Source organism: Candidatus Thiodiazotropha sp. AKAK3, assembly GCF_058244645.1.
Genome location: NZ_JBSYOQ010000050.1, coordinates 266,493 through 281,724, shown reverse-complemented (window position 1 = coordinate 281,724; position 15,232 = coordinate 266,493). Strand labels below are relative to the sequence as shown.

The 15,232-nt window shown below is 48.5% G+C and carries 14 protein-coding genes; 6 read left to right on the top strand and 8 right to left on the bottom strand.

The features are described from left to right. Positions 1 to 43: 43 nt before the first annotated feature. Positions 44 to 1,549, top strand: coding sequence for a GTPase (locus AC4IE7_RS11625; protein WP_490777011.1), 1,506 nt, complete (start codon positions 44 to 46; stop codon positions 1,547 to 1,549). Beyond that, positions 1,479 to 2,849, top strand: a complete 1,371-nt coding sequence (locus AC4IE7_RS11620) for a DUF697 domain-containing protein (RefSeq protein WP_490777010.1) — start codon at positions 1,479 to 1,481, stop codon at positions 2,847 to 2,849. The genes AC4IE7_RS11625 and AC4IE7_RS11620 overlap by 71 nt, the downstream gene beginning before the upstream one ends. On the opposite strand, the gene AC4IE7_RS11615 is transcribed toward AC4IE7_RS11620, so the two are convergent. The 3 genes from AC4IE7_RS11615 to AC4IE7_RS11605 all read right to left on the bottom strand — a co-directional run bounded on the left by AC4IE7_RS11615 (position 2,839) and on the right by AC4IE7_RS11605 (position 4,109). Beyond that, the gene (locus AC4IE7_RS11615; protein WP_490777009.1) at positions 2,839 to 3,528 is read right to left on the bottom strand and encodes a DUF2461 domain-containing protein; all 690 of its coding nucleotides are present in this window, start codon (positions 3,526 to 3,528) and stop codon (positions 2,839 to 2,841) included. The genes AC4IE7_RS11620 and AC4IE7_RS11615 overlap by 11 nt on opposite strands. A 2-nt stretch (positions 3,529 to 3,530) precedes the next feature. Continuing rightward, positions 3,531 to 3,779, bottom strand: a complete 249-nt coding sequence (locus AC4IE7_RS11610) for a hypothetical protein (RefSeq protein WP_490777008.1) — start codon at positions 3,777 to 3,779, stop codon at positions 3,531 to 3,533. A gap of 93 nt (positions 3,780 to 3,872) precedes the next feature. Continuing rightward, the gene (locus tag AC4IE7_RS11605) at positions 3,873 to 4,109 is read right to left on the bottom strand and encodes a heavy-metal-associated domain-containing protein (RefSeq protein WP_490777007.1); all 237 of its coding nucleotides are present in this window, start codon (positions 4,107 to 4,109) and stop codon (positions 3,873 to 3,875) included. 819 nt (positions 4,110 to 4,928) lie between these two features. Here AC4IE7_RS11605 and AC4IE7_RS11600 point away from each other — a divergent pair. Then, entirely contained in the window at positions 4,929 to 6,677 is a 1,749-nt protein-coding gene (locus AC4IE7_RS11600) for a cation:proton antiporter domain-containing protein (protein WP_490777006.1), read from the top strand. Positions 6,678 to 6,917: 240 nt separating this feature from the next. Continuing rightward, positions 6,918 to 7,082, top strand: coding sequence for a hypothetical protein (locus tag AC4IE7_RS11595; protein WP_490777005.1), 165 nt, complete (start codon positions 6,918 to 6,920; stop codon positions 7,080 to 7,082). 75 nt (positions 7,083 to 7,157) lie between these two features. Here AC4IE7_RS11595 and AC4IE7_RS11590 read toward each other — a convergent pair whose 3' ends face one another. The 5 genes from AC4IE7_RS11590 to AC4IE7_RS11570 form a co-directional block, all read right to left on the bottom strand. Further along, positions 7,158 to 7,919 carry a YciK family oxidoreductase gene (locus AC4IE7_RS11590; RefSeq protein ID WP_490777004.1) on the bottom strand — a complete coding sequence of 254 codons (762 nt, stop codon included), beginning with the start codon at positions 7,917 to 7,919 and terminating at the stop codon, positions 7,158 to 7,160. A gap of 142 nt (positions 7,920 to 8,061) precedes the next feature. Continuing rightward, complete coding sequence (locus AC4IE7_RS11585) at positions 8,062 to 8,763, bottom strand: HAD family hydrolase (protein WP_490777003.1); 702 nt, start codon at positions 8,761 to 8,763, stop codon at positions 8,062 to 8,064. Continuing rightward, positions 8,726 to 9,436, bottom strand: a complete 711-nt coding sequence (gene ubiG, locus AC4IE7_RS11580) for a bifunctional 2-polyprenyl-6-hydroxyphenol methylase/3-demethylubiquinol 3-O-methyltransferase UbiG (protein WP_490777002.1) — start codon at positions 9,434 to 9,436, stop codon at positions 8,726 to 8,728. The genes AC4IE7_RS11585 and ubiG overlap by 38 nt, the downstream gene beginning before the upstream one ends. Positions 9,437 to 9,581: 145 nt before the next feature. After that, positions 9,582 to 10,922 carry a TRZ/ATZ family hydrolase gene (locus AC4IE7_RS11575; RefSeq protein WP_490777001.1) on the bottom strand — a complete coding sequence of 447 codons (1,341 nt, stop codon included), beginning with the start codon at positions 10,920 to 10,922 and terminating at the stop codon, positions 9,582 to 9,584. Continuing rightward, the gene (locus AC4IE7_RS11570) at positions 10,898 to 11,251 is read right to left on the bottom strand and encodes a hypothetical protein (protein WP_490777000.1); all 354 of its coding nucleotides are present in this window, start codon (positions 11,249 to 11,251) and stop codon (positions 10,898 to 10,900) included. Before AC4IE7_RS11570 ends, AC4IE7_RS11575 begins: the two co-directional genes overlap by 25 nt. Before the next feature lie 110 nt (positions 11,252 to 11,361). Here AC4IE7_RS11570 and mtnA point away from each other — a divergent pair, with 110 nt between their 5' ends. Beyond that, entirely contained in the window at positions 11,362 to 12,426 is a 1,065-nt protein-coding gene (gene mtnA / locus AC4IE7_RS11565; RefSeq protein WP_490776999.1) for an S-methyl-5-thioribose-1-phosphate isomerase, read from the top strand. 167 nt (positions 12,427 to 12,593) lie between these two features. Continuing rightward, positions 12,594 to 15,182: a DNA gyrase subunit A gene (gene gyrA / locus AC4IE7_RS11560; protein ID WP_490776998.1), complete on the top strand. Its 2,589-nt coding sequence runs from the start codon at positions 12,594 to 12,596 to the stop codon at positions 15,180 to 15,182. Positions 15,183 to 15,232: the final 50 nt, after the last annotated feature.

The following is a 15,232-nucleotide window of genomic DNA, read 5'->3' as shown; positions in this document are numbered from 1 at the left end:
AAGCCCAAAAAAAGTTAGGAACTATTTCATTAAGGCATTATCAATGAGCAAGCAGCAGAAAAACAGGTCATCTAAGCAGATCATCAAGATGCTTCTAGTGATGCTGTTACTGTTTCTTGGATTGCTGATTCTATTGATAGCGCTACAGCTTACAGAATCTGCCTTGAATGTCTGGCAATTGCTCAATCAACTCTCACCAAGCCTGTTAATACTCTATGGTATAGGATTGTTCGGTTTTAGTTTAGGGCTTGTTGCCTTGAGTTGGCGCTTATTGAGGTCAGATAAATCGCATCAGCAGGGTAGGCAGCAACAGACAGACTCAAATCTGCCGGAAACCAGGGAGGCCTTTGAAAAGGCATTGGCGAAAGCGGATGCTCAAGGGGTGGATATTGCGCAGGCGAAAGAGGAGCTGGATGAACTGGATCAACGTGCTGAACTTGTGCAGCGATATGTAGCCTTTTTTGGGCCTGTTTCGACGGGAAAAAGCGCATTAATTCACGCAATTACCGGTGCTCAGTCTATGCATATCGATCCTCGTGCCGGCACCACGCAAAGCATCGAACATTACACTTTTAGTCGAGATGGAAAAAAACTGTTTCTGACAGATGCACCTGGCATCCTTGATCTGAATAAAGAGCACATACGTAGGGCCCGTGAAGAGGCTCGACGTGCCCACCTTGTGATCTATGTCTGTGAAGGGGAGTTGACCCGGGATCAGCATCAGGAGCTGGCTGAATTGCAAGGCTACGATCGCCCTTTGATACTGGCTCTAAACAAACAGGATAGATACTCAGAAGAGGATCTGAGAGCGATTGTAGCTCGAATCGGCGAGCAGTTTCCTGAAATCGAATTGGTGCCGGTTCAGGCGGGTGGCCAAGAGGAGGTTATTCGTATCGATGTGCAAGGAGAGCAAAAACGTGAATTGCGGGATCGTCCGCCTCAGGTCGAACCATTGATCGAAGCTATGCTTAAAAAGATAGATGAAGAGGCTGGATCTCTTGATCAACAGAGAGATGAAAGCCTGCTAAGACTGGGTGCTGAAAAACTCCATTCGGCAAACATCGCTCATCGACGGGGGCAGAGTGAGAAAGTAGTCAAAGGATATACCCGCAAGGCGATGCTTGGGGCGATGGCTGCGGTCAGTCCTGGTACAGATATTCTTATTCAGGGCTATTTGGGGATAAAGATGGTCAAGGCCTTGTGCGAGCTCTATGACGTTAGGATCAGGGATGTTGATGGGGAACATCTTGTAGATCTGGCCAGTCAGAATGTCGGCAAGCGAATGACCCTGTTACTGGCCCTGACAGGAAATGTACTGAAGGCTTTTCCTGGTGTGGGGACGGTTACTGGTGGGCTGACTCATGCAGTGGCTTATGGCTTGATTTTCGAAGCCTTGGGGGAGTCTGTCGTTAAGGCACTAGATCAAGGTGATCAGTTTGAGACAACACAGATTTTGGATAATTTCGAGGAGACAATGAGTGGAAATCTGGAAGCGCGTGCAAAACATCTTGCGCGGCTCGCTTTGGAACATCTCGTCAAAAGAGAGTGACGAAACAGCTACATCTGAAAGCGATCATCTTCAACTGGCACGGGATAATTTACGTGAACTATTGAGTGATGACCGCCTACCTGAGCCTGTACGTGATTCTTTGAAAGATGATTTTAAGCAGGTAGAGGCGATGCTCGATAAACTGGAGCATGGTCATCTGCATATCGCTGTTTTCGGCCGCGTCAGTGTCGGAAAATCTGCTCTGTTGAATGCACTACTTGGTGAGCAACGTTTTGCTGTTAGTGCGTTGCACGGTGAGACTCGTCACAGTGATATGGCAGCCTGGCGTGAAGTAGAGGCATCCGGTGTGTTTCTGATCGATACTCCAGGCATCAATGAAATCAGTGGGGAAGAGCGGGAGCGCATGGCTGAGGATGTCGCAAGTCGGGCTGATCTTGTTTTATTTGTACTCGATACCGATCTGACTCAAACAGAGTTTCAGGCTATGCAGAAGCTGGCGAGACTCAACCGCCCGCTGTTGGTGGTGTTGAATAAATCAGACCGTTACACCAGTGATGAACTTGAACTGTTGATGGGTAGCCTGAGAGAGAAGTTGCAGGGAATTGTTATGCCTGACTTCATTGTGCCGGTTGCTGCAATGCCTTCGGAGCGTATTTATCTTCAAGTGGACGATCAGGGTCAAGAGAGTGAAATCAGAAAAACCCCCAGTGCCGATGTTTTAGCCCTGACCAATAGTCTATGGATGCTGATTGAGAAAGAGGGAATGGCCCTTTCGGCCTTGAATGCCAGTCTCTTTGCCGGTCAGTTGAGTGATGAAGTTGCGGGACGCATAGTTCGTGTACGACAGGAAGTGGCTGAACGTGTAATTCGAGGGTATTGTCTGGGAAAAGGCATTGCGGTAGCTGTCAATCCCATCCCTGTTGCTGATCTGGTTGCAGCACTTGCCTTGGATGCCTCTATGGTTGTGCATTTGGCGCGAGTCTATGGCATGTCCGTATCAAGAGGTGAAGCAGGGCAGTTGATTAAGACCATTGGTTCTCAAATGGCTCTGCTGATGGCTACGGTATGGAGTGTGAATATTGCAGCCAGTGCGCTTAAGGCAAGTAGTGCCGGGTTATCTACCCTTGTTACTGCTGCAGCACAGGGCGGGATGGGCTACTACACCACCTACGTAGTAGGTCTGGCAGCCCAACGTTACTTTTCTCAAGGGCGTTCGTGGGGTAGCGATGGACCAAAGACCATCGTACAGCAGATACTCGATTCAGTGGATAAAGACTCAATCCTTAAACAGGCAAGTGAAGATATACGCGAACGACTTAAGGGTGCAGTCAATAGTTGACTTCAATAGCGGCACAAAGATAACGCATAAACTCGTCAGTTCGCTGATACTCGCGAATAATAAAATCGGCGAAATCAGGCCTGTTAATCTGATTGCAGTCAAAGGACATGATTGCAATGAAGTCTTTGCGTTTTAGATCATCAATCAGAGGGTGATCAGGTGCAAAACCTTTGGGTGCCCGCTTAAGAGATTCTCCTGAGAGTTCAAATTGAGTTGAAAATTGGTTATTTTGTTTTAACTTGCTCCAGGATGCGGGGTTATCAGTAATGAAGTTTCGTATTTTTCCAAGGGTCTTTGATTCAGGATGCCAAATACCCGCACCTAAAAAACAACTGCTATGTTCTATATGCAGATAAAAACCTGGGGCATGTACATCCTTACCCAGTACGTGCCTGAACTGAATGCCTATATTGGTTTTATAAGGTGTTTTATCTTTTGAAAAGCGGGTGTCCCGATAGACCCGCATCAAGGAGCCACCAGATTTTTTTGCAATGGCATGAAAGTGATTGGATATGCCTTTTAATTTAGGTGCAATCTCTTCAATTAAGGCGAGGGCAGGCTCACGTATATATGACTCATAATCAGCTTTATGGTCATTAAACCATTCTCGCTTGTTGTTACGGGATAGTTGTTGAAGAAATGGCAAGGCCTGGTGTGGGAATCCGTTAAATCCATGCATGTTTACGTATCATATTTACTGTGAATGGCATGCCTGACCGGGCAAGTACAGACGGTTTGGTTACCAAGTTGAGAACTATAGGGACAATCGGTCTCTTTACCGCAGACCATCCGCGCGTGTTTATGACTCTCAGTTGTGATCCGAATGCCACAAAGTTGGTATTCGTCATCAGTCAGACAAGCATGGTGCTTATTGCACTTTTTAGCCTCTAGCAGGATCTCCAGAGGTATTTTAAATCTTTTTTTTGTCATCTTATAGTTTCGGCTGCTCTCCTTGTAGACTAAGATTCTAGCTTTAAGAACAATCTCAGGTAATTGATCGATGTTAAGTAAATTGCACTGATTTTAAATACCACCGACCAGCGAAGCATGAACGCCACTCCTCTCAATAAAGAACAACAGATCGCAAGAGTGAATCGATTGCGGGTCGTAATCGACTACCAGCAAATGGGGCGTTTTGACATGTGCACAAGCACTGACGACACCGCGAACCCCAGATAACTCTTTTTCAATGTCATGAATCTCTTTAGCAGAAAGTTGTTCGTTTATATGTACAACTGCATTGGCATCAAATTGGATCATTCGAGTCACTCCTGTTTGTATAGGGTATCCTGCTTACCATCCTGGAAGTTCATCAATAGCTTACAAAATAGTTATTGACTAAAACGGGCCTCTGTTATGGCTCAACTCATTATCGACAAGATATATTCAGGTAATTGAGTCTGAAGATGTTTTAGTATGTAAGAAACCTCTGATAGACTCTTGTATCTCCATTTAGCCACTTTGAATGCCAGACTAAAGTATTAAAGCTTGTCGTCAGGAGACAGATACGGAAACTTTCCTACAACCAACTGACCTTCAAGCTAACCAAAGATTTCTAAAGAGAAGCATACAGAGGTTCCTCAAGTTTGAAGCTAGTTCAGATAGAGGTAATTACAAGCATGAAATACCCCACCATTTTATAAGGTTGTAAGATATTTTTGTTATATATCGGAAATTTAAATCGTATTTTACTCATGTCATAATTGAATTTAAGGTAGGGGGTTGACTGCATTCCAGCAGTCGAGCTGCCACTGTTGATTACTGCATGACAATTAGTTGTTTCATTGGATGGCTTGCTATGGGAAGCTCCCACTACAGCCCTGTTGAAAATATGATTTTTCCAATGGGCCTTGAATATAAACGTGGAATCAGAACAGAGTGACATTACAGGAGGCTGAAACGCTTTAAATCGAAGAGAATTGTAGAAAGATCTATCCCTGTTAGAAATTAGTACTTGATCATTCAAACATACTTTTTACTGGATATGACTCATTGAATTGGGGTTTATCTGGCACTATCACGAAGTGTTGTTTGGACAGGGAATATATGCGGTGATTTCGATGGCGTTTTTATACTCCTATGCATCTGGACACATTTTTAGTATCGGCTTTGATGTTATTGATTGCCACATCCGTGGCAGTTGCACTGTTTAAACATCTGGGTCTTGGATCGGTACTGGGGCTTTTGGTCGCAGGGATTGTTGTCGGGCCATATTCACCTGGCCCATATGTCACTGAACATGTGGAGGATGTGCGTCACTTCACTGAATTGGGTGTAGTACTGCTACTTTTTCTGATTGGCCTGGAGATGCGTCCGAGTCGATTATGGGCAATGCGCAGAGAAGTGTTTGGTTTGGGATCGCTTCAAATCCTGCTGACAGGGTTGGTTATCGCCTTCTATATACATCTTTATGAATCATCCTGGTCCTTGTCTCTACTCATTGGTTTGACGTTCGCGCTCTCCTCCACAGCGTTTGTCATTCAGGTTCTTCAGGATCGGGGGGAGATTGCCAGCAAGCATGGTATGACCGCTTTCTCAATTCTACTCATGCAGGATTTAGCCATCGTTCCACTGTTGGCCGTTGTACCAATCCTTTCAGATGCAGGCAGACTCTCTGCTGAGGTACCTCTTTGGCAGCAATTAACTATCGTGGTGGGTATGATTGGCGGGGTCTTTGTGGTTGGACGCTTTGTACTTCCAGTTGCGCTCAACCACCTGGCCCAGCAGGCCAACAGGGAGGGTTTTTTACTGGTGGTCATGCTGGCAGTTTTTTTAGCGGCCTGGGCGATGGATCAAGCCGGTCTGTCGATGGCCTTGGGCGCCTTTGTTATGGGTATGCTGCTCTCGGGTTCTAGTTATCGATTACAGATCCAAGCCTATATAGAGCCCTATAAAGGGTTGCTGATGAGCTTGTTCTTTGTGGCGGTCGGCATGTCGATTGACTTCGCCTCTATCTATAGCGAGTTGTCAATGTTCGTGCAGCACATTCTGGTAATTGTATCTATCAAGATAGTTGTACTTTTTCTTTTGGCCGTGATGTTCGGGGTTTCAAAGTCAGTGGCATTGCGTATCAGTTTCTACCTTGCTCAGGGCGGTGAATTCGGTTTCGTACTTTTCGGTTCAGCAAAGGCATTGCAACTTATCGATGACAGTACATTTGTCATGGTGGTCGGTGTGATATCTGTAAGTATGCTGATTACCCCGCTTCTTGTAGGTATAAGCGACAAGCTGGGAAAGCGGCTGAGCAGCAGAAAGCTGGACACAGACCACCTACGCTATCCAGCTGAAGAGGGGGGTATCAGTAAAAAAGTGGTGATTGGAGGCTATGGACGTGTTGGACACACAGTAGCCGTTCTACTACACACCAGTGGCGTACCGCTGGTCGTTTTCGACACTAGTCCCGATCGGGTAGCGCAAGGAAAAAAAGATGGATTGCCGGTCTATTATGGCGATATCAGTGATCCGGATCTTTTGGATGCGGTTAACCTTGGCAATGCCTCTTTAGTGGTACTGACAGTTAATAGCGGTCCGACCGCATTGCGGGCAATTACCCATATCAGGAACACCTATTCCCATGTGCCGGTAATCTCCAGGGCGCGTGATCTGGAGGCTTGTGGCCACCAGGTCAGTGCCGGTGCAAGCCATGCTTTCCCTGAGGCACTGGAAGGAAGTCTCAGGTTGGGTGCGATCGCATTACAGATGATCGATGTACCCAAAGACAGTGTCGATCTGCTTTTGAATGGGGTCAGGCAGGATAATTACACTTTGGTGGTATCTGAGGAGGATGTTAGACGTAAAAAGCAGGGTAAATCTGAGAGTGAGAAATAGAATAGCCACAAAGAACATAGGTTAAAGAGTTAACCTACTGTAACAGTTGGGTATTCATTTTCAGGTTATTTTGGTCTATGGTTAGGCTTACACCCACGATCTTGAGAAGAGAAGGCGCAGCACACTATTCAGGGTAAAAGGTTCAGGTCGGGGTCAATATGCAGTGTCAAATAATTCCTAATCAACAAGCCTCATTGGCTGCGGTTAGGATCTAATGAAAATAGACACGGAGATTGCGAAATGCCGAAGCTGACAAGTGGTTTAACACAAAAAGAGCGTCTCGAAGTACTGCAGTCTATCGATACTCTTAAATCGAATAAAAACATGAAAGAACAGAAAATTCTGCAACTCTACAGAGATCTGATCGCAAGGGAGTTTCTACAGAGTGCTCCTTCCGCTGGATGATGGTTTACTGCAGTAGCGCCCTCTTCGAGAGATGAGCGCTGAAACCTCCAGAATAGCGATATAGAGAAAAACTGCTTAATCAGTTTTATGACTACTGTTTGGCTGAGCTACCAAAGCTTCCCCGTTAACATTCAGGCTATCCGGTCCCATCAGATAGAGGTAGTTGCTCATTAGTGATTCCGGTAGGGGATGAGTGAGTGGATTTTCGCCAGGATAGGCCCAGGCTCTGAGTGAAGTACGTGTTGGGCAAGGGGCAATGCTGTTAACTCGGATCTGGCTGTTTTCAAGCTCGTCTGCGAGGATTTGCATCAGGCCTTCGATACCAAATTTAGATACGCCATAGGCTCCCCAGTAGGCCTTGCCTTTTCTACCGCGCTCATCAGAGGTGAAAATAATTGATGCATCTTCTGCCTTGCGCAATAACGGAAGGCAGGCTTGAGTGAGTAAGAATGGGGCTGAGAGATTGACCTGAATAACTTTTTGCCAAGTCTCATAATCATAGTCATCGATGCGACTGAGCAGTGAGAGTTGTGCCGCGTTGTGTAGTAGGCCATGCAATAGGCCGAACTCTTCATAGAGGCTCTCCCCCAAAGCGTAATAGTCTTTTGCCGGTGCCTTTTGAAGATCAAAAGAGATCATTGCAGGGGTTGGGCCGCCGATCTGCTCGATGGCATCGTAGGTCTCCTCAAGCCGGCCTTCGTGACGTCCCAGCAAGATCACAGTAGCGCCATATTCTGCAAATGTCTTGGCAGCGGCCTGTCCTATGCCGCTTCCCGCACCTGTAACCAGAATATTGCGCTCTTTGAGTAAGTTTTTTGTGGGGTGATAATTTTGCATGATCTAACCTAGGGCCTGTTAACACTAATACGTCTGCGAGTGGGGCATTATAACGGTCATCATCTGGGGTATGGCATTGATATTACTCATGATCTGTTATTCACTAAAAAGTCAGTCTGTTGAGGCAGTGGAAGGGGGGGGGTCAGAGCCACTCTAATATTTCCAATGGGTGGGTGATCTGGCCGTCTGCCAACCACTCGTCAGGCTTGTCTTCATCACCCAGATATCCAAATAGTGCTACCAGCGTTCTGGTGCCAGCACTGCGACCTGCTTCAATGTCACGAACCGCGTCACCAACATAGAGTGTTTGTTGCGGATTAACTTTGGTTTGTCGACAGGCATAAAGGATGGGTTCGGGGTGAGGCTTTGCATATGGGGTTGTATCACCACTGACAACAGCACATGCTCTCTCTTGCAGGCCGAGTTGCTGCATCAGTGGGTCTGTGAGGCGGGCTGGTTTATTGGTAACAATCCCCCAAGGAATACCCTTGGCTTCCAACTCACTCAGAAGTTCTGGCATACCATCGAACAGCCGGGTTTGCTGGGCAATATTCTCCAGGTATAGATCGAGAAACTCTTTTTGAAGCGGGTTGAAATCTGCATGCTCCGGCTCAATACCGAACCCAACCCGTAGCATTGCGCGACTGCCGTGAGATACCGATGGCCGGAGTTGTTCGAGGGTTATGCTTCGTTTGCCATGTCTCTCCAGAAGAAGATTCAATGTGTAGTGCAGATCTTGTGCTGTATCTGCAAATGTACCGTCCAGATCGAACAGCACACACTCTGTGAGAGTCGGTTTGATAGGGTTAACCTTCTTTACTTGCTGCAACCATATAGTTGACATCCACATCGTCGCCCAGGCGATAGTGCTGTGTCAGCGGATTATAACTGAGCCCAGTGATGTCGAGGCTATCCAGACCCGCCTCCCTGACCCAGGCACTGAGCTCAGAGGGACGTATGAATTTGCTGTAATCGTGAGTCCCTTTAGGAAGCAGTCTGAGTAGATATTCTGCACCTAGAATGGCAAACATGTAGGATTTTGGATTTCGATTTATGGTTGAGAAGAAAAGCTGCCCCCCCGGTTTTACCAGTTTCGCACAGGCAGTGACAACCGAGGCAGGATCAGGAACATGTTCCAGCATCTCCATACAGGTGATCACGTCATATGACTCTGGTCGATCATCAGCCAGATGCTCAACCGGGATACGCTCATAGTTGACCTCCAGGCCAGATTCGAGAAGATGCAAACGGGCCACCTGGAGGGGGGCTTCTCCCATATCAATGCCGGTTACATTGGCGCCAACCGCCGCCATGCTCTCCGAAAGGATACCTCCACCACAGCCAACGTCTAGAACCGCCTTGCCATCCAAAGAGGTAAACCCCTGAATATAACCGAGTCTGAGGGGATTGATTTCATGTAATGGCTTGAATTCGCTGTTTGGATCCCACCAGCGAGAGGCGAGCTCCTCGAATTTGCTGACTTCTGAGTGGTCAACGTTGATCTGTTCCTGATTCATGGATCTTTTCGACTGATTGTTATGTTGAGTTGATTTTGTAGAAAATAGCTTCGATGCAGATCGTCACCTGTAGGGTGAATCACGCATTTCAACTGATCTTTTTTTAGCTTCAATGTTCCCTTAGGTTACACATCGATAAGCTGATTTACGAGTCTCTTGTGCCGCTGTCGGCAGCGGAGATACGTTCAGCCCAATTTGAAGCACGTTCGATGAGTCTCTCTCTATTCAGTGTTGTCAGGGTGTGATTGCTGACCAACTGTTGCCCGGCAACCCAAACATGGCTGACCTGCTCACGACCGGCTGCGTAGACAAGCTGTGAGATGGGATTATAGACCGGTTGGGTGGATACCTGACGCAGATCCACTGTGATCATATCGGCTGATTTTCCCGGTTCTAACGAACCTGTGGTCTCTTGCAGGCCCAGTGCCTTTGCTCCATTTATGGTTGCCATAGAGAGCGCTTTGGCAGCCGGGACTGCACTGGCGTCCCCTGCAACACCTTTGGCCAGAAGCGCTGCAGTGTGCATTTCGCTGAACATATCCAGATCATTGTTGCTGGCGGCGCCATCAGTACCAAGAGCGACATTGATTCCTGCGTCCATCAATTCTGCAACTGGACAAAATCCACTCGCCAGTTTTAAGTTGGATTCAGGGCAATGCACCACATGAGCACCACTGGATGCGAAACGCTCAATCTCTTCAGCTTGCAGATGGGTCATGTGGACAGCAGTCAGAGCAGGGGAGAGCAATCCCAGCTCCTGGAGTCTCTGCATTGGCCGGTTTCCATGCTGTTGCTGTCCCTGAACGATCTCTTCATGGGTTTCATGAAGATGCATATGAATCGGTATTTCAAGCTCATCGGCTAATACTGCGATGCGTTTTAGAACTTTATCTCCGACAGAGTAGGGGGCATGTGGTGCGAAAGCGCTGTGAATCCTGGGGTTGTTTCGAAATTGATCGTGAACCATTAGCCCCTTGTGGATATATTCATCACCATCAGCAGCCCACGCAGAGGGAAAATCGATAGCGATTAGGCCGAGTACTGCCCGAATGCCAGCATGATCTGCAGCTCGTCCAGTTACATCGGGAAAGAAGTACATATCATTGAAGCAGGTGGTGCCACTGAGCAGCATCTCAGCAATGGCCATTTGTGTCCCGTCATGGATAAACTCTTCATTGACCCATTTCGATTCTGCTGGCCAGATATGCTCATTCAGCCAGGTCATCAAGGGCAGATCGTCTGCCAAGCCTCTAAGCAACGACATGGACGCATGTGTGTGGGTGTTGATGAGCCCTGGAATCAGCACCTGCCCAGGTAGATCATATACCTGGGAAGCCTGAAATTCTGATTCGGCTTCAGCTCTTGGCAGGATGGTATGGATTCTGCCACCATCAACCGCCAGAGTATGGTGAGATAAAACCTGGTTTTCCGGGACTACCGGTACGATCCATTCAGCATGGATCAGAAGATCAACCTGATGTGGCATTGCATCTCTTTAATGTTTCTATGATTAACTCGACCCACAAGCGCGGCTGCGACACTTTTTGTGTAGCGGATACTCTGGTGGATGTATAGGGCAAGCATGGCATGTTCAGGCTCTGAGATGCAATGCCACAATAATAGTGAGATTGAGCTGTGTGGCTTGATTCGCTCAAGAGTTAAATAAAAAGGAGTGAAGCAGAGAGTGGCCCGGATTCCGCTGTGCTTCATCCAGGCTACAGAGAGGGGGAAGACGATTCGGTTGTTGATAGCTGTAACCACACCCGGTAGGGTTTCAACCTGAAAAATCAGTTGTGCCTTGCGCTGTAGCACCACAAGCGCACACTTAACGCTGTCCAACTGATCTTTTTAGGTTCACCTGGTCTGGTTAGATTCATGCTCTGGGTCATCCTTATGATAATGCAAAATTGGTTAAATGAGAGAATATGGATAATCGATTGAATCCCGAGCTGGCTTCGCCAGACGACGCCATTGTCTGGCATCGGAACAGGCTGTTTTTATTGGATCAAAGAGTGTTGCCGGATCAGGTTACTTTCCTTGAATTGAACTCTGCAGCAGAGACCGCTCAAGCCATTGCCGATATGGTGGTTAGGGGGGCGCCTGCAATCGGGATTACAGCGGCATTCGGCGTGGTGATGGCGGCCCGGGATGCCTATCGGTCAGCCGGCAATCAATGGCGCCAACACCTGCAATCGGAGCTTGAGTTGTTGCGTCGCTCAAGGCCGACTGCGGTCAATCTCTTCTGGGCGATAGAGAGAATGGAGCGGGTGATCAGTACACAGCCCGAGGCTGTCGATCCTTTCGATTCGTTATTGGCTGAAGCCCACTCGATACATCAGGAAGATATTGCCGCGAATAAGACCATGGGAGGTCACGGTGCGGCATTGATTCAGCCAGGATCAAATGTGATCACCCACTGTAATGCAGGTGCGCTGGCAACCGGTGGCTACGGTACAGCATTAGGGGTGATTCGTTCAGCTTTCGAAGCGGGAAAACTGGACACAGTTTATGCTGATGAGACTCGCCCATGGTTACAGGGTGCGCGTCTGACAGCCTGGGAACTGATTCAAGATCATATCCCGGTAACTCTTTTAGTAGATGGAGCAGCGGCCAGTCTGATGGCCCAGGGGGGGGTAGATTGGGTAATTGTCGGATCGGACAGAATCGCAGGTAATGGGGATGTGGCCAACAAGATTGGTACCTATCATCTGGCTGTGGCGGCGAAACATCATGGTGTCAAAGTGATGGTGGCGGCACCCACTTCTACCATCGATATGAGTCTTGCTTGCGGAGACGAGATCCCGATCGAGGTTCGGCAGGGGGATGAAATCATGGCCTGTGGAAAGCAGAGAGTTGCTGCCCAGGGGGTGAGTGTCTGGAATCCTGTATTTGACGTTACCCCCGCAGCTATGGTGGATGCGATCGTTACTGAAAGGGGGGTTGTGCATTTGCCAAATGAAAAAAAGATGCGAAATTTGATGGATTATTGATCTGAGAGGCCCTTAAACCCTATTTCAGGCGTTTTTTATACAGTACTGTGTCAGGGGACTATGGTACACTGCTCTTTTTTCTGACGCCCCACAGAGCCTCCAGGAGGGTCCAGTGATACGGATCCGTAACTGCCGGCTCGGGCGCTATAGGAAGCTAGCCATAACTCATGACAGAATTCGCTAAAGAAGTACTCCCCGTCAATCTCGAAGATGAGATGCAGCAGTCCTACCTCGCCTACGCCATGAGCGTCATCGTGGGAAGGGCGCTACCTGATGTCCGCGACGGACTCAAACCGGTTCATCGCCGCGTGCTCTATGCCATGAGCGTGCTGGGTAACGACTGGAACAAAGCCTACAAAAAGTCTGCCCGTATCGTCGGTGACGTTATCGGTAAGTATCACCCCCATGGTGATACAGCGGTCTACGACACCATTGTTCGCATGGCGCAACCTTTTTCCATGCGCTACATGCTCATCGACGGACAGGGTAACTTCGGTTCAGTGGATGGCGACTCGCCTGCTGCGATGCGTTACACCGAAGTTCGCATGGCTCGTATTGCTCACACCATGCTGGATGATCTCGACAAAGAGACAGTTGATTTCATCGCCAACTACGATGAAACGGAGCATGAACCCTCTGTATTGCCTGCCCGTGTACCCAACCTCCTGGTGAACGGCTCAGCCGGTATCGCAGTAGGCATGGCGACCAATGTACCGCCTCACAATCTGACGGAAGTTGTCAATGCCTGCGTGGCAGTGATTGATGATCCGGCCATCTCAATCGATCAGTTGATGAGCTACCTGCCAGGCCCCGATTTCCCCACCTATGGCCTGATCAATGGCGCCAACGGTATTCATGAGGCCTACCATACCGGCCGCGGACGCATCTACATGCGTGCCCGCTCTGAGATTGAAACCGATGAGAGCAATGGCAAACAGACCATCATCGTTAATGAGTTGCCCTATCAGGTCAATAAGGCGCGACTGATCGAAAAGATCGCCGAGCTGGTGAAAGAGAAACGAATCGAAGGCATCACTGAGTTGCGAGATGAGTCCGATAAGGACGGTATGCGTATTGTCATCGAGCTGCGGCGCGGTGAAGTGGCCGAAGTGGTGCTTAATAACCTCTATCAACAGACCGCGATGCAGAGTGTCTTCGGCATCAACATGGTTGCTCTGGTCGATGGCCGTCCAAGATTGCTGAATCTGAAACAGTTGCTGGAGTTCTTCATACGACACCGCCGTGAAGTGGTGACCCGACGTACTCTGTATGAGCTACGCAAAGCCAGAGACAGGGCTCATGTGTTGGAAGGCCTGGCTGTCGCCCTGGCCAATATCGATGAAGTGATCCAGCTGATAAAACAGGCCGCCAGTCCTGCAGAAGCGAAAAAAGGGCTGTTGGAACGCTGCTGGCAGTCCGGTGCTGTGGAGGCGATGTTAGAGCGTACCGGTGCTTCAAGTACAAGACCCGAAGAGCTGACAGATGAATTTGGGCTGACCTCTGAGGGGTATCGACTCACCGAAGTACAGGCCCAGGCCATACTGGAATTGCGTCTGCATCGTCTGACTGGTCTTGAACAAGACAAGATTATTAAGGAATACGAAGATCTACTGGAAAAAATAGCTGATCTTCTCGATATTCTCGGCAGCCCTGATCGTTTGATGCAAGTGATACGGGATGAGTTGCTGGAGATACTTGAACAGTATGGTGATGAGCGTCGTACAGAGATCATCCAGACCCGTCTGGATCTTACTCTGGAAGATTTGATCACAGAGGAAGATGTGGTTGTTACCCTGTCCCACGCCGGTTATGCCAAAGCCCAACCGGTGAGTACCTATCAGGCTCAGCGTCGAGGTGGAAAAGGAAAGATAGCCACAGCTACCAAGGATGAGGATTTCGTCGATAAGCTATTTGTTGCCAGCACCCACGACACGATTCTCTGTTTCTCAAACATGGGTAAGGTCTATTGGCTCAAGGTCTACGAGCTGCCGCAGGCTGGAAGAAATGCCCGTGGCAAGCCTATTGTCAACCTGCTGCCTCTGGGTAGCGACGAGCAGATCAATGCAATCCTGCCAGTGCGTGAATATGACGATGATCGCTATGTCTTTATGGCCACCACTTCCGGTACCGTAAAGAAAACATCTCTTGAAGCTTTTTCCAGACCCAGAGCGAATGGCATCATTGCTTTGGAATTGCGCGATGGTGACAAGCTGGTGGGTGTCTCTGTCACAGACGGCAAGCAGGACATCATGTTGTTCAGCAGTAGTGGTAAAGCGGTACGTTTTTCTGAATCCAATGTACGCCCCATGGGTCGCACCGCTTGTGGTGTTCGTGGTATTCGTCTGGAGGATTCACATAGTCTTGTCTCACTGATCGTTGCTTCCGAAGGGGATGTGCTAACGGTCACAGAAAATGGATACGGTAAACGCACACCTATAATTGAGTATCCTATACATGGTCGCGGTGGTCAGGGCGTTATCTCAATCCAAACCTCAGACCGCAACGGTAATGTGGTCGGTGCGGTTCAGGTGACAGATGAGGATGAAGTGATGATGATCACTGATGGCGGTACCCTGGTGCGTAACCGGGTCGCTGAGATTTCTCAAATGGGCCGTAACACCCAAGGGGTGATCATGATAAGGCTCAGTAATGACGAGAAGCTGATCGGAATCGAACGTGTCGAGAGTCTCGATGATGATACAGAAGGCGATGACTCAGAGAGTGAATCCTCTGAATCGGATGACACTACTGAATAACCCACTATTTCATAACTAATTGGTCTGAACCGCATGGGGCAGGCCGTTTC

What these genes read in the sequence shown, in the direction of transcription:
- AC4IE7_RS11625 (WP_490777011.1), top strand. Translation starts at nt 44, where the DNA reads ATGAGCAAGCAGCAGAAAAACAGGTCATCTAAGCAGATCATCAAGATG.
- AC4IE7_RS11615 (WP_490777009.1), bottom strand. Translation starts at nt 3,528, where the DNA reads ATGCATGGATTTAACGGATTCCCACACCAGGCCTTGCCATTTCTTCAA.
- AC4IE7_RS11610 (WP_490777008.1), bottom strand. Translation starts at nt 3,779, where the DNA reads ATGACAAAAAAAAGATTTAAAATACCTCTGGAGATCCTGCTAGAGGCT.
- AC4IE7_RS11605 (WP_490777007.1), bottom strand. Translation starts at nt 4,109, where the DNA reads ATGATCCAATTTGATGCCAATGCAGTTGTACATATAAACGAACAACTT.
- AC4IE7_RS11600 (WP_490777006.1), top strand. Translation starts at nt 4,929, where the DNA reads ATGCATCTGGACACATTTTTAGTATCGGCTTTGATGTTATTGATTGCC.
- AC4IE7_RS11595 (WP_490777005.1), top strand. Translation starts at nt 6,918, where the DNA reads ATGCCGAAGCTGACAAGTGGTTTAACACAAAAAGAGCGTCTCGAAGTA.
- AC4IE7_RS11590 (WP_490777004.1), bottom strand. Translation starts at nt 7,919, where the DNA reads ATGCAAAATTATCACCCCACAAAAAACTTACTCAAAGAGCGCAATATT.
- AC4IE7_RS11585 (WP_490777003.1), bottom strand. Translation starts at nt 8,763, where the DNA reads ATGTCAACTATATGGTTGCAGCAAGTAAAGAAGGTTAACCCTATCAAA.
- ubiG (WP_490777002.1), bottom strand. Translation starts at nt 9,436, where the DNA reads ATGAATCAGGAACAGATCAACGTTGACCACTCAGAAGTCAGCAAATTC.
- AC4IE7_RS11575 (WP_490777001.1), bottom strand. Translation starts at nt 10,922, where the DNA reads ATGCCACATCAGGTTGATCTTCTGATCCATGCTGAATGGATCGTACCG.
- mtnA (WP_490776999.1), top strand. Translation starts at nt 11,362, where the DNA reads ATGGATAATCGATTGAATCCCGAGCTGGCTTCGCCAGACGACGCCATT.
- gyrA (WP_490776998.1), top strand. Translation starts at nt 12,594, where the DNA reads ATGACAGAATTCGCTAAAGAAGTACTCCCCGTCAATCTCGAAGATGAG.